Genomic DNA, 13152 nt, shown 5'->3' on the forward strand with positions numbered 1-13152 from the left:
ATGGCGCTTCTCGTCTGGATTGGGTTGGTCTTGCTTGGTCTGTATTCGCGTTCGTCACGGCGCTAACCCTTGGCCCGTGGCGCCGGTTCCCCGGTGCCGGGTCAGCTCAGAAAGGCGGCGGCGAGCGCACCTGCGCCGATGATGCCCACCAGCAGCCCGACGATGGCGGTCATGAATGAGACGCCCGGCAAGCTCGTGCCGCGGTCGTCATAGGGCCGGCCCCGCTCGTCCGTTCCGCTTCCGGTGGTGCCCGGCTCCGCATCAGCGGCCCTTGGCGCCACGCCGGCAGGACGGGCACCGGCCGCCTCGTCATCCGTGCCGAGGGGCGCGGCGGCGGGGTCGGAAAATGGAACCTTGTCGCGGGTCTTGCCTGCGTCGATCTGCGCACGCAGGCGCTCGGCATCCGACATGGGTCTCTCCTTGGGTATCGCCTCGGGCTGTCGGGAACCAACGCGGCGGAATGCCGGCGGTTCAACCGTCCGGTAAAACGGGAACCGGGTGCCGCTCCGCCGGATTAAGGATGCAAACCACCGTCGAGGGGAACGAGCCGTGGCGCCGCGCGGATTCTGGAAAGGCTATCTCAAGCTGTCGCTGGTCACGTGTCCGGTGGCGATGCTGCCGGCGATCAGCGGCGCCGAGAAGATCCGCTTCCACACGCTCAACCGGGCGACCGGCAACCGTGTCGAGGGGATTTACGTCGACACTGAGACCGACAAGACAGTCGAGAGCGAGGATCAGGCGCGCGGCTATGAGCGCGAGCCCGGCAGCTATGTCGTTCTCGACGACGACGAGCTGCAGGCGGTGGCACTGGAGAGCAACCGCACCATCGACATCGACACCTTCGTCCCGGCCGACAGCGTCGGATGGATCTGGTACGACACGCCCCATTTCCTCCTGCCGGACGACCCGGTCGGCGAAGAAGCCTTCGCCGTCATCCGCGAGGCGATGGCGGCCACCGGTACGGTCGGCCTGTCGCGCGTCGTGCTGCACCGGCGCGAGCGCCCGGTGATGCTGGAGCCGCGCGGGCGCGGCATCGTTCTCTGGACGCTGCACTATTCGGACGAGCTGCGCCGGCCCGAGGGCTATTTCGACGACATCGATGCCAAGGCCGATGCGGACCTCGTGACGCTGGTGGGCCGCCTGATCGACCGGCGCACCCGCGACTGGGACACAGCCCTCGTGCACGATCCGCTGCAGGAAAACTTGAAGAAGCTCATCGCGTCGAAGAAGAAGCGCGGGCGCCCGAAGCGCAGCGCCTCCCGCGAGCCGGCCGCCGAGGCGCCGACCAACGTCGTCAACATCATGGACGCGCTGAAGAAGAGCCTCGCTGCCGAGACCAAGCGCGGCGGCCGCGCGAAATAGCCCCGCGCCTCAGCGGGGCGGCTCCTCGTCGGCATTGTCGGAAAGCGGCGCCGAGCGGCGCTCGGGCGGCGGCGCGACCCGTTCCAGCACCCGCTCAAGCGGCAGCATCAGTGCCAGCAGCACGAAGGTGGTCGCCAGCGCGAGGAAGACGAGGTGCCAGGAGGCGATGGCGCAGGCGACGCCGAGCGCCGCCGTCACCCACACCGTCGCGGCGGTCGTCAGGCCATGCACTTCGAGCTTGTGGCGGTCGCGCAGCACCACGCCGGCGCCGAGGAAGCCGATGCCGGTCATCACGCCCTGCACGATGCCCTGCACGACGCGGCTTGTGGCGTCGGGATGGCCGTTGATGCCTTCGACCCGCATCGCGGAGAGCGAGACGAGCGCCGCGCCCAGCCCGACCAGCCCGAGCGTGCGCATGCCGGTCGGCTTGCCGCGCAGGTCGCGGTTGATGCCGATGATCATGCCGCATCCGGCCGCCGCCAGCAGGCGCAGCAGTGCCTCGATCTCGTCGGGGGTGAGCCACCAGTCCTGCGGGAGATTCTCCATGGCAGGTCAGCCTTTCCGACGCGCGGTTCGCCGGCGGCCGGCCGGCGCTTCCGGCAACGGCACGGCGGCAGCGCGGAAGTCCGCCCAGGGATCGGCGGCGAGGTTGGCGAGGCGTGCGGGCGCGTCGGCGAGGGTGAACTGCGCCGCGCCGGCGATCTCATCCAGCTCCTCCCACGCGATGGGCATGGAGATGCCCGCTCCGGCGCGGGCACGCGGGCAATAGGTGGCGACGGCGGTGGCGCCTCGCCCGTTGCGCAGATAGTCGATGAAGATGCGCCCGGTGCGTCGCGCCTTGGTGGCGACCGCGATGTAGCGGTCGGGCTCGTCGGCGGCCATGTCCTCGGCGAGGCCCTTGGCGAAGGCCTTGGCCGCGTCCCAGCGCGCGGCGGGTTTCAACGGGACGACGACATGCAGTCCCTTGCCGCCCGAGGTCTTGAGGAAGGCCGGCAGGCCCTGCGCCTCCAGCCGCTCCCGCACGGCGCGGGCACCCGCCACCACCGCCGGCCAGCCGACGCCCTCGGCGGGATCGAGGTCGAAGATCAGCGTGTCGGGCCGCTCGATATCGGCCAGCGTCGCGCCCCAGGGGTGGATTTCGAGCGCCCCGGACTGCACCAGCGCGATCAGCCCGTCGAGGTCGTCGATGTGGAGGAGTTCCTCACCGTCCGTGTCGTTCGAGACCTTGATGGCCTTGTTCATCCCGCGCCACGAATGCTTCTGGAAGAAGCAGGCCTCCACGATGCCGTCCGGGCAGCGCAGCAGGGCGAGCGGCCGGGCGACGACGAAGGGCGCGATGAAGCGCCAGACCTCGGCGTAATAGTCGGCCAGCCCCTGCTTGGTGATGCCGTCCTCGGGCCAGTAGATGCGGTCGGGGTGCGTCAGCTTCACCCGCGAGCGCGGCGCGGTCGCCATGTCACTGCCCTCCGGCCCGTTTTCGTCCCGTGTGACCTCGCGGACGATCTCGCGCGCCGGCTTGTCCTCGCGCAACCCGCGAAAGGCAGCGTGGCGCAGGTGCTGGTCGCCCGTCCAGCCGCGAAATTCGACCTCGGCGACGAGTTCGGGCGCCACGAAGACGGCGCCGCGCCGCTCCTCCGCGCTCAACGTGCCGGCGAAAGGGCTGCGTTCGCGCCGCAGCGCATCGAGCCGCTCATACAGCTCCCTGGCGACACGCTGCGAGAAGCCGGTGCCGACCCGGCCGACATGGCGCAGCCGGCGCTCCTCGTAAACGCCGAGCAGGAGCGAGCCGACGGCGCTGCGGTTGGCCGTCGAGGGCACATAGCCGCCGATGACGAATTCCTGTCGGAAGGCGCATTTCGACTTCACCCAGTCCCGCCCGCGCCCGGCGTGGTAGGGCGCGCCGGCACGCTTCGACACCAGCCCTTCGAGGCTGAGCCGGCAGGCATGGCGCAGCATGGTGGCGCCGTCGACGGTGAAATGCTCGCTGTAGCGCACGATTCCGGCGGCGTCCTTCAGCCGCGCTTCCAGAAGCTCCTTGCGTGCCAGCAACTTTTCGCCGGTGAGGTCGCGCCCGTCGAGATGGAGCAGATCGAAGGCATAGTAGGTGAAGCGGTCGGCGCGGTCCTCGGCGAGATCCTGCTGGAGCAGGCTGAAGTTGGAGATGCCGGCGCCGCTCTCCACCACCAGTTCGCCGTCGATGAGCGCGTTCTCGAACGGCAGCGCCTCCAGCGCGCGCGCCAGATCGGTGCCGAAGCGCCCGGTCCAGTCGAGGCCGGAGCGCGTCAGAAGGCGCACGCGCCGCTTGCCCGTGGCGGCCTTGTCGATGCGGGCCTGCAGCCTGTAGCCGTCGAACTTGATCTCGTGAATCCAGTCTTTGCCGGCCGGCGCCTTCGCGACGAGGGTGGCGAGTTCCGGCTGGACGAAATCCGGCAGCGGCGCGCCGACGCCGATGACCGCCTTTCGCGAGGCCGCCTTGTGCGAGGCCCCTTTGGCGGACGACGGCTTGGCGGATGGATTGGCGGATGGTGCGGATGCGCGCCTCGCCGCCTTCTTCGGCGGGTCGGCGGCGGCCGCATGGGCCGGGGCGCCCTGCGTGATCTCGTCCAGCGTGCGCCCGGTCTTCACCGAATCCGGCGCGGCTTCCAGAATGTCGGGCGCGTCGTCGGGACGGGCCGCCTCGTCCTCGCCCTTGATCAGCAGCCAGTTGTCGGCCTTCTCGCCCTTGCGCGGCGCCATCCTCACCAGATGCCAGCGCCCGCTGAGCTTCGTTCCGTGCAGCTCGAAGTCCAGATGGCCCTTGCGATAGCCCTTCGCCGCGTCGCCGATGGGCGCCCAGCTTCCGGTGTCCCACAGCATGACGGTGCCGCCGCCATACTGACCCTTCGGAATGGTCCCCTCGAAGCTGCCATAGTCGAGCGGATGGTCCTCGACATGCACGGCGAGGCGCTTCTCGCCGGGCACCAGGCTGGGACCGCGCGTCACCGCCCAGCTCTTGAGCACGCCATCCATCTCCAGCCGCAGGTCGTAATGCAGGCGCCGGGCGGCGTGCTTCTGGATGAGGTAGGCGTGGCCGGCCTGCGCCGTCTCACTGCCGGCGGGCTCGGCCGTCTTGGTGAAGTCGCGCTTGCGGCGATAGAGGTCGAGCGCCATCGCTCAGCCCGCCTTGCGCGTCGGCGTGCGACCGGCGGCGGCCGTCGCCGACGCCTTGCGGGCCGGGGACTTCCCGGAAGCGGCTTTCGTGGTCGGGGCTTTCTTCGCCGGGGCCTTCTTCGCGTCGGCCTTGCCAACCTTCCCGCCTATGCCGGCGCTTTCGCGGAGCGCGTCCATGAGGCTGACGACCTTGGCGGCCGGCTTCTTCGGCGCGCGGATCTTGCGGCCTTCCAGCTTGGCGCGCACCAGCTCGGCCAGCGCGTCGTCGTAGCGGTCCTCGAAGGCTTCGGGCCGGAAGTCGCCGGTCTTGGTCTTGATGATGTGCCGGGCGAGATCGAGCATCTCGCGCTCGATCTTCACCTCGCCAATCTCCTCGAAGGCCTCCGCCGCCGAACGCACCTCGTAGTCGTAATGCAGCGTGGTGGCGACGAGGCCTTCGTCATAGGCGCGGATCAGCAACGTGCGCGGCCGGCGGAACAGCACCGCTGTCGCGATAGCGACGACCTTTTTCGCGCGCAGGCCCTCGCGGATGACCGCGAAACTCGCCTGCGAGGCGTCGGCGGCGGGATGCAGATAATAGGGCCGCTCGAAATAGAGGTCGTCGACCTTCCCGCAGGGCACGAAGTTCTCGATGCTCAGCGTGCGGTCGCCCTGCGGCGTCACGGCGGCGACTTCTTCCGGCTCCAGCACGATGTATTCGTCGCTGGCGACCTCGTAGCCCTTCACCTGTTCGTCGCGCGGCACCTCGTCGCCGGTCTGCGGGTCGATGAAGCGGCGCGACAGCCGGTTGCCGGTGCGGCGGTTCACCATGTGCAGCGCCACGCGCTCCGAGGCACTGACGCCGGTGTAGAGCGCCACGGCGCTGACCAGTTCACCGAGCTTGAGATAGCCCTTCCACGTCGCCCGCGCGACCATCCCCCACCTCCGCTGCCGGTATGCCGGCGCCATCGGTCTAACGCGCGTTGCCGCCCGGCGTTCCAGCACCGGCATCGCCGACGACCGGCGGGCACGCTGGCGCCCGCCGGTCGCGTGCTTTCAGGTCGCTGGCCCTCAGGCGACCTTGCGCCGCTCGTGCCGCCCTTCGCCGATCTCCTCGACGATCTTGCCGACGAAGGCCTTCAGGTCGGCCGGCGAGCGCGAGGTGATGATGCCCTGATCGGCGGCGACATCGCGGTCGACCCATTTGCCGCCGGCATTGATCACATCGGTGCGGATCGAGGCGTAGGAGGTCACGGTGCGCCCGCGCACCGCGTCTGCCTCCACCAGCAGCCACGGGCCGTGGCAGATGGCGGCGACGACCTTGCCGCCGTCGAGGAAAGCCCGGACGATCGCCATCGCGTCCTTGTCCGCGCGCAGCACGTCCGGGTTCATCTGCCCGCCGGGGATGACGAGCGCGTCGTAGTTCTCCGGGCGCACGGAGGCCAGGGCGGCGTCGGCCTCAAGCGTCTCGCCCCAGTTCTTGTCCTTCCAGCCGCGGATCGCCTTGCCGTCCGGGCTGGCCACCTCGACGCGGGCGCCGGCGGCACGCAGCTCCTTGAGCGGCACCATGAGTTCGGACTGCTCGAAGCCGTCGGCGGCGATGATGAGGACGCGAGCGTCAGTGATGGTCGGCATGGGATTCTCCGTCTGTACGTGCCCCCCGGAGCCGGCCGAGACTGAAGCCTCGCCCGCGCCCTGCCCCAGGAACGAACGCGCCGTTCCGGCCGATGTTCCCGCTGCGCCCGACCGACGCTCCCTCCTCGCACGCGTGTGCGGCGGGCGCCGGGACGCGCCGCTCGGCCAATACTTCCGATCCGCACGCATGCGCGGCCGTTCGACGCCGAAAGACCTCAGGACGAGGCGTGCCCTAGAGTTAAGCCACGGTCGCCGATGCACTCGGCGAGGTCTTTTACCGGCGGACGGACGGCTTGGTGGCCGACTTCCACGGCGTCTTCACCGTCATCAACGACAACCGACTTCCAAGAGGTGCTGCCATGACTGCCCATCGTCTGCGCGCTGCGGCGCTGCTCGCCTGCCTGTCCGCTTTCGCCATGCCGGCGCACGCCGCCGACGCCGCGCCGGTCAAGAACATCGTGCTGGTGCACGGTGCCTGGGTCGACGCCTCCGGCTGGAAGCCGGTCTACGACATCCTGATCCGCGACGGCTTCAACGTCTCGATGGTGCAGGAGCCCGAAACCTCCTTCGCGGACGACGTGACCGCCGCCAAGCGTGTCATCGACATGCAGGATGGTCCGACCCTGCTGGTCGGCCATTCCTATGGTGGCTCGATCATCACGCAGGCCGGCGTCGACCCGAAGGTCGCGGGCCTCGTCTATGTTGCCGCCCATGCGCCGGATGTCGGCGAGGACGAGGGCGAACTCGGCCGGAAGATGCCGAGCGTGCTGGCGAAGACCCCGGGAGCCGTCGAGGTGACGGCGGACGGCTTCACCTATCTCAAGCCGGAGCTGTTCCCCAAGCTGTTCGCGCCGGACATGCCGTCGGCACAGGCCACCTTCGAGGCGCGCTCGCAGGTGCTGGCCGCCAAGGGCGTGTTCGGCACCCCCCTGACGGCGGCGGCATGGAAGACCAAGCCAAGCTGGGGCATCGTCGCCGGCGACGACCAGATCATCAATCCGGACCTCGAACGCTTCTATTACGAGCGCGCCAAGGCGCCCTTCATCGTGGTGCCCGGCGCCAGCCACTCAGTTTACGAGACGCACCCCGAACAGGTCGCCGCCGTCATCGAGAGCGCCGCGCGCAGTCTCGGCTCCGCGTCCGAGTGACGTTCCGTCCAAACGACTGATGCCGCCCGGCATAGGGCGGCGTCAGCGCGCCCGCAGGCTTGCCAGCAGGCCGGCGAAGTCCGGTTCGCCGCGCGCCACCACCCGCTCAAGACGGCCGTCGCGCAGCACCGCGAGACGGTCGACGCCGGCGGCCTCGCGCTCCAGATGGGTGGCGAGGATCACCGTTCGCCCGGCCGCCCGCGCCCACAGGCGGCCCATCACCTCGTCCGCCGTCACCGCGTCGAGGCCCTCGGTCGGTTCGTCGAGCAGCCAGAGCGGCGCGTCGCTCAGCAGCAGACGCGCGAGGGCAAGGCGCCGGGCCTGCCCGCCCGACAGGCCGAGGCCGCCCTCGCCGAGCCTCGTCGCCAGACCCTCCGGCAGCCGCGCTAAGAATTCGCCGAGCCCTGCGGCGGCGAGCGCGGCAAGCAGCTGGGCGTCATCGGCGTGCGGCGCGGCGATCCGCAGATTGTCGGCAAGGCTGTCCTGGAACAGCTCGGTGCGCTGGGTGAGCTGCGCCGCTGGCAGCGCCTCCAGCGCTCCCCCCGTGGCGGCGACCTCCCCCGCCAGCGCGGCGATAAGCGTCGACTTGCCCGCCCCGCTGGCGCCGACCAGCCCGATACGCTCGCCGGCCGCTACCGTCAGATCGAGGCCGCTCAGGGCCGGCCGCGCCGCGCCTTCCGGGCGCACCTCCGCCCCTTCGAGCCGCACCGCGAGGCCGGCCGGCGGCGGGTTCACCGCGATTCCCGGAACGGCCTCCGCAAGGCGCGGGGCGAGGCGGCGCGCGGCGATAAGCGCCCGCTCCAGCTCCACCGCTCCCCGCCGGAGCAGGCCGAACGGATCGAGCGCAGTCAGCACCACCAGCAGCACGAGGGCGGCGATGGCGGGTTCAACCGATCCCGCCTCGCTCAAGGCGGCAACCGCGAGGACGCCGAGCGCCAGCACCAGCCAGCCGAGGATCGCGAGGGCGGCGCCGGCGCGCGTCTCGATTCGGTTGAGCGCGTCATCGGCCTGCGCCAGCCGGGCCTCCGCCTGCATCAGCCGTTCACGCTGGGTGCCGAGCCGGCCAGCCATCAGCAGTTCGGTTTGCCCGGCGACGAGATCGACCGCCCGGCTGCGCAGCACCTCCAGCGCATGCGCCCGTCTCCGGGCGAGGCGTCGTGCCGCCCGCGCGGTCCAGAGCGGGATGGCAAAGCCGCCGGTGAGGACGAGGAGCGCGAAGCCGAGGCCGAGCCGGATATCGACCAGAGCCAGCACGAAGGCGGCGCCCAGCGTCACGATCAGCGCCGCGCCGGCCGGCACGATGACGCGCAGATAGAGCGAGTCCAGCGCGTCGATGTCGAGGGTCAGCCGGAACAGCAGCGCCGTCGGCCGGCTGGCGAGCCGTCCGGCGGCCCCCGCCGCCGCCCAGCCGCGAAACAGCCGCTCGCGCAGCGCCGCCAGCACGGCGAGCGTGGCGTCGTGCGTCACCACCCGCTCGGCATAGCGGGTCGCCGTGCGCGACAGGGCGAAGAAGCGGATGCCCGCCGAGGGTGCGAACAGGTCGAAGGCGAGCGCGCTGGCGGCGCTCGCGCCGGCAATGGCGGTCGCGGTGATGAACCAGCCGGCGAGGCCGAGCAGCGCGATGCCGGAGGCGAAGGCGAGCGCCGCCAGCACGATGCCGGACAGCAGCGCCCGCCGGCGGCCGGCGAAGAACAGGCGCATTATGGCGCGCAGCGCCGCAAGATCGCTCACGCTGCGCCCTCCCCGTCCAGCCGCACGATTCGGTCCATCCGCGCCGCCAGCGCCGGATCGTGGGTGGCGACGATGAGCGTGCGACCGCGCGCCAGCGACATCAGCGCGTCGCTCACTTCGTGCGCGGTCAGTGCGTCGAGATGGGCGGTCGGCTCGTCGGCCAGCAGCAGATCGGCGCCCTCCGCGAGCGCGAGGCGGGCGAGCGCGAGGCGCAGCGCCTCGCCGCCGGACATGCCGCGCCCCGCCTCGCCGACCGGTGCGGGCCCGCGCACCATGGCCACATGTTCCAGCCTGGCCGTGGCGAAAGCGCCTGCGAGCGCGGCGCCCCCGATTCCCGGCCGGCCAAGGCTGGCATTGCCCTTCAGCGTGCCGGCGAAGATGTGCGGCGACTGGCCGACATGGGCCATCCGCGCACGCAGCCGGCCGGCGCTGGCGGCGTCGAGCGCCTCGCCGCCGATCCGCACCGTGCCGGCGTCGGGAGCGGCGAGGCCGGCGATGAGCGCCAGCAGCGTCGACTTGCCCGCCCCGCTCGGCGCGAAGAGCGCGACATGCTCGCCCGGCGCCACATCGAGGCTGAAATCCTCGAACAAGGCCGCCGGCGCACCGGGATGGCGGAAGGCGACGCCCTCGAAAGCGATGGCCGGGGGACCCAGGCGCCGGATATCCGCCTCCGCCGGCGGGGTGTCGCCGCCGACGAGGGTCGCCCCGTCGCGCGCCAGCGCCCGCAGCGCCTCCAGACCCGCGCGTCCGGCAGCGCGGTCGTGCCAGATGGCGGCGAGTTCGCGCAGCGGCTCGTAGAAGGCCGGCGCCAGTAGCAGGACGAACAGACCGTGCTCCAGCCCGAGCGGCACGCCCCAGCTTCCGAACGTCAGCGCGCCGAGAAGGTGCAGGCCGACATAGGCGGCGACCATGGCGACGCCGGCGGCGGCGAACAGTTCCAGCACGGCCGAGGACAGGAAGGCGATGCGCAGCACCTTCATGGTGCGGCGGCGCAGGTTCTCGGCATCCGTGCGCAGCCGCCGCGCCGTGTCGTCCACCGCCTTGTGCGCGCGGAGGGTGGCGAGGCCGCGCAGCCGGTCGAGCAGGAAGGCGTTCATGCCGCCGAGGGCGACGAGCTGTTCCTCGCTCGCCGCCTGCGCCCGCAGGCCGATCAGCGCCATGAAGAAAGGGATGAAAGGGGCGGTCAGCGCGAGTACCAGCGCGGCTGCCCAGGAGAACCACAGCACGACGGCAAACAGCACCAGCGGCACCAGCGCGGCGCGTAGCCGCGCCGGGCCGAAGCGGGCGAGATAGGGCAGCACCGCCTCGGCCTGTTCCGCCAGCGTGCTGGCGGCACGGCCGGAGGGCGCGCGCGCGATATCGAGCGGCGAACCGTGCGCCAGCGTCCGGGCGGCCTCGTAGCGCAGGCGCGAGAGTTCCGATCGCGCGGCGCGAAAGGCAAGCCGGCCGGCACATGCCTCAAGCAGTGTCCGTCCGATGCCGAGCGCCGCGATGGCGAGGGCCGGCAGCAGCGCGGTGCTCGCGCTGCCGGAACCGGCGGCGATGTCGTCGGCGACGACACGGCTCAGAAGGGCCGCCTGCCCGATCCACAGCAGTGGCGCGACGGCATGGACCAGCCCGGCGCGGCGAAGGGTCCGCGCCGATGCGTCGGCCGCGTCGGCGGCGAAGTCGGTGCTCGCGGTCATATCGGCCGGCATGTGCTGCGCCCTGTCCGGTTGCGGCCGGAACGTCAGGCCGGCGGAAGCGCAAGCTACGTCGCCGGACGAGGCTTCGAAACAGGACATGGCGTCCCGGTGCGTGCCGCCCGTTCAGCCGCCGCGGCCGGTCACGCCCGGCACGGTCCAGCCGGGAACCTGCCAGTTGGGCACGCTCCAGCCGGGAAGGCTCCAGCTCTGCGAAGGCGCGGGCGCCGGTGCGGATGCGGCAGGGGCCTGAGCCGTCGATGGTGGCGCGGGCTTCTTGCCCGGCTTGCCGGCCGCCGCGTTCGCCGCGACGAGCGCGGCACGGCGGGAGGCCATCCACGCGCCGGTCTCCTTCAGGATGAGCTGGCGCACGGCCGGGTGGGTCGGTAGCTGGGCGTGGCTGGTGAAGCGCGCGCCGGAGGCCCAGGCGCTGATATTGGTGGCCCCGCGCACCTGCGCGAATCCGGGGCCGGCGATGTTGATGCAGCGCGGCACGGCGCAGGCGGGAGGTGCCGGCGCGGCGTCCACGGTGATGACGAGCGGGGCGGGGTACCCGGCCCGCGCGAGGCTGCGGGAATAGCGCAGCGCGGTCTCGCCGCCCATGGAATGGCCGATGATGATGTCCGGCACCAGCCCTTGCGTCTTGGTCATCAGGTGCGAATCGGTTCGCGTGCGGAAGCCCTGCTCCTGCAGCGGGCGGGCGAGCGCGGACACGCCGATATAGTCATTCTCGATATAGACGCCGAGCCCGTCGAGCAGCAGCACCAGCGGCGGCTCGGGCGCCGGGGCCGGCTCTTCGGCGGTGGCGGAGTTCGGCGTGCCCGAGGGCGCCTGCGCCACCGCGGGTGCCATCCCCGCCAGCAGCAGGGCGATGGCGATCAGTTTGGTCTTCAAGGCGATAGCTCGTCCGGCAGAAGGTCGTCCCCTGCACAGGTCTATCGCAAGGCCCGGCGGGCCGCCAACCACATTTCCGGCGGGGAGAGCGGTATCCCCCTCCCCGCGTGCCGGCCGTTCAGGCGGCGTGGCTCCAGTGGCGCTCGTCGTTGCGGAGCTGGCAGGCGTCGGCCCAGGTCTCGAAGGCGACCCACGCCTTCTCGCGCTGTTCCGGCAGGCGTGCTGATTCCATCTGGGCGAGAAGCATCTCGGCGAAATGGCCGAGACGGTCGTGGCGGAGCGATCGGATGAGGTCGATGGCGCCGTCGAGCGAGGCGATCTCGATGTCCTCCTGTCCGATGCGGACGTGGATCGGCTGGCGCCGAAGCTCCCTGCTGCCGGTGGTGTTCATCATCTCGTATCTCCCTGTGCTCGGCTCTTGTGTCGTGCCGCCGGGGGCGAGACCGTTCCCTCGTCGGTCGTGTCGTCTTGTTGCATGGCAATTTGGCGCAGCAATGACGCGGTCAAGGACGGACTACCGTAAAAGCCGCAAAGAGCCGCTTTTCATGGACACGTTCCGGTGATGCTGAAGTCTTTCATGAAGAATATGGCGCATCGTACATGGAATGTGGCATGCCACCGTCCGTTCAATGTTTAGTCGAGCAAATAAACAAACCGGAAATGCTTAAGGGTGCACCGGTCGGGCGCTCAGACCCTGTGTCGCATCGAGCGACACTGTTCCGCAGCGGCTTTGGCGCCGTCACGTCGAATACTTACCTGAAATCGCTTTCGTGCGCCCGACTTAAGCAATGTGAATACTAAAAACCTCACAAATATTTCGCGTTGGCGAGATGAATGCATTATTTTTGCTGCTGCGCAGCGTCGAATAGCTCTTGCGAGGTCGACGTTACACCATGCTAGGGTGGCAGCGGACGGCATAAAGACCGTCCGTGAGGAGGAAACACAAATGAACATCCGCCACAGGTTCAGCATGCTCGCCGCGGCCGCGAGCATCCTCGTCGCCGCTCCCGCCTTCGCGCAGGAAGAGGCCCCGCATGTGAAGCCGGCGACGGCCTATGTGCAGAAGAACATCCAGCCCTGGCTGAGCGACCCGCTGGTCATCGCCGCCATCATCGAGTCCAACAAGGCCCACAAACGCCTGATGCAGGAAGACATCGCCGCGCTCGACAAGGCGTGGGTGGCGAAGGATCCGGCAGTTGTCGATCCGGTCCGCAAGAACAAGCTGTCCGAATTCCTCATCGTGAAGCGGGACGCGTCTGGCGGCGTGATCACGGAAGCCTTCGTGATGGACAATCGCGGCCTCAATGTCGGCCAGACCGACGGCACGTCGGACCTGTGGCAGGCTGACGAGGCCAAGTGGCAGAAGACCTACGGTGTGGGTCCGGGCACGATCTTCGTCGACAAGGTCGAGGAAGAGGACGGCAAGAAGATCGCTCAGGTGAGCGTGACCATCTCCGACAAGGATGTCGCCATCGGCGCCGTCACCTTCGGCATCGACGTCGACAAGCTGAAGTAGACCCGAGACCGGATGTCTCTCCCGGATATCGGCGGGCGGCGAAAGCCGCCCTTCT

General features: G+C 70.2%; 12 protein-coding genes. 3 read left to right on the plus strand and 9 right to left on the minus strand.

Going from position 1 to position 13152, the window contains the following annotated elements; genetic code table 11:
• Positions 1–101 precede the first annotated feature (101 nt).
• Entirely contained in the window at positions 102–410 is a 309-nt protein-coding gene (locus tag MWN33_RS10870; protein WP_247200520.1) for a hypothetical protein, read from the minus strand.
• A 139-nt stretch (positions 411–549) separates the two neighbouring features.
• Here MWN33_RS10870 and ku (MWN33_RS10875) point away from each other — a divergent pair, with 139 nt between their 5' ends.
• On the plus strand, positions 550–1362 hold the full coding sequence (gene ku, locus MWN33_RS10875; RefSeq protein WP_247200521.1) for a non-homologous end joining protein Ku: 813 nt from the start codon (positions 550–552) through the stop codon (positions 1360–1362).
• Positions 1363–1371: 9 nt separating this feature from the next.
• Here the strand turns inward: ku (MWN33_RS10875) and MWN33_RS10880 are convergent, their stop codons facing one another.
• The 4 genes from MWN33_RS10880 to MWN33_RS10895 form a co-directional block, all read right to left on the minus strand.
• The gene (locus tag MWN33_RS10880) at positions 1372–1908 is read right to left on the minus strand and encodes an MgtC/SapB family protein (RefSeq protein WP_247200522.1); all 537 of its coding nucleotides are present in this window, start codon (positions 1906–1908) and stop codon (positions 1372–1374) included.
• A 6-nt stretch (positions 1909–1914) separates the two neighbouring features.
• Positions 1915–4512: a DNA ligase D gene (ligD, locus tag MWN33_RS10885; protein ID WP_247200523.1), complete on the minus strand. Its 2598-nt coding sequence runs from the start codon at positions 4510–4512 to the stop codon at positions 1915–1917.
• Positions 4513–4515: 3 nt separating this feature from the next.
• A complete protein-coding gene (gene ku / locus MWN33_RS10890) occupies positions 4516–5427 on the minus strand; it encodes a non-homologous end joining protein Ku (RefSeq protein WP_247200524.1) in 912 nt (303 codons plus the stop codon).
• A gap of 135 nt (positions 5428–5562) precedes the next feature.
• A complete protein-coding gene (locus MWN33_RS10895) occupies positions 5563–6126 on the minus strand; it encodes a type 1 glutamine amidotransferase domain-containing protein (RefSeq protein WP_247200525.1) in 564 nt (187 codons plus the stop codon).
• Positions 6127–6485: 359 nt separating this feature from the next.
• On the opposite strand from MWN33_RS10895, the gene MWN33_RS10900 reads away from it, so the two are divergent.
• Entirely contained in the window at positions 6486–7274 is a 789-nt protein-coding gene (locus MWN33_RS10900) for an alpha/beta hydrolase (protein WP_425531992.1), read from the plus strand.
• A 42-nt stretch (positions 7275–7316) separates the two neighbouring features.
• Here MWN33_RS10900 and cydC read toward each other — a convergent pair whose 3' ends face one another.
• The 4 genes from cydC to MWN33_RS10920 form a co-directional block, all read right to left on the minus strand.
• Positions 7317–9005 (minus strand): thiol reductant ABC exporter subunit CydC, encoded by a 1689-nt coding sequence (gene cydC, locus MWN33_RS10905; RefSeq protein ID WP_247200526.1) that lies wholly within the window; start codon positions 9003–9005, stop codon positions 7317–7319.
• Positions 9002–10702, minus strand: a complete 1701-nt coding sequence (gene cydD / locus MWN33_RS10910) for a thiol reductant ABC exporter subunit CydD (protein ID WP_247200527.1) — start codon at positions 10700–10702, stop codon at positions 9002–9004. The genes cydC and cydD overlap by 4 nt, the downstream gene beginning before the upstream one ends.
• Before the next feature lie 111 nt (positions 10703–10813).
• Positions 10814–11581 (minus strand): hypothetical protein, encoded by a 768-nt coding sequence (locus MWN33_RS10915; protein ID WP_247200528.1) that lies wholly within the window; start codon positions 11579–11581, stop codon positions 10814–10816.
• 118 nt (positions 11582–11699) lie between these two features.
• Positions 11700–11975, minus strand: coding sequence for a hypothetical protein (locus MWN33_RS10920; protein ID WP_247200529.1), 276 nt, complete (start codon positions 11973–11975; stop codon positions 11700–11702).
• Between the two features lie 552 nt (positions 11976–12527).
• Between MWN33_RS10920 and MWN33_RS10925 the strand changes: the two genes are divergently transcribed.
• On the plus strand, positions 12528–13097 hold the full coding sequence (locus tag MWN33_RS10925) for a hypothetical protein (protein WP_247200530.1): 570 nt from the start codon (positions 12528–12530) through the stop codon (positions 13095–13097).
• The last annotated feature ends 55 nt before the right edge of the window (positions 13098–13152 follow it).

The sequence above is a fragment of the Ancylobacter koreensis genome, assembly GCF_023016525.1.
Lineage (GTDB): Bacteria > Pseudomonadota > Alphaproteobacteria > Rhizobiales > Xanthobacteraceae > Ancylobacter > Ancylobacter koreensis.

Coding starts and splice junctions, on each gene's coding strand:
- MWN33_RS10870 (WP_247200520.1), bottom strand. CDS start 410: ATGTCGGATGCCGAGCGCCTGCGTGCGCAGATCGACGCAGGCAAGACC.
- MWN33_RS10880 (WP_247200522.1), bottom strand. CDS start 1,908: ATGGAGAATCTCCCGCAGGACTGGTGGCTCACCCCCGACGAGATCGAG.
- ligD (WP_247200523.1), bottom strand. CDS start 4,512: ATGGCGCTCGACCTCTATCGCCGCAAGCGCGACTTCACCAAGACGGCC.
- ku (WP_247200524.1), bottom strand. CDS start 5,427: ATGGTCGCGCGGGCGACGTGGAAGGGCTATCTCAAGCTCGGTGAACTG.
- MWN33_RS10895 (WP_247200525.1), bottom strand. CDS start 6,126: ATGCCGACCATCACTGACGCTCGCGTCCTCATCATCGCCGCCGACGGC.
- MWN33_RS10900 (WP_425531992.1), top strand. CDS start 6,486: ATGACTGCCCATCGTCTGCGCGCTGCGGCGCTGCTCGCCTGCCTGTCC.
- cydD (WP_247200527.1), bottom strand. CDS start 10,702: ATGCCGGCCGATATGACCGCGAGCACCGACTTCGCCGCCGACGCGGCC.
- MWN33_RS10920 (WP_247200529.1), bottom strand. CDS start 11,975: ATGATGAACACCACCGGCAGCAGGGAGCTTCGGCGCCAGCCGATCCAC.
- MWN33_RS10925 (WP_247200530.1), top strand. CDS start 12,528: ATGAACATCCGCCACAGGTTCAGCATGCTCGCCGCGGCCGCGAGCATC.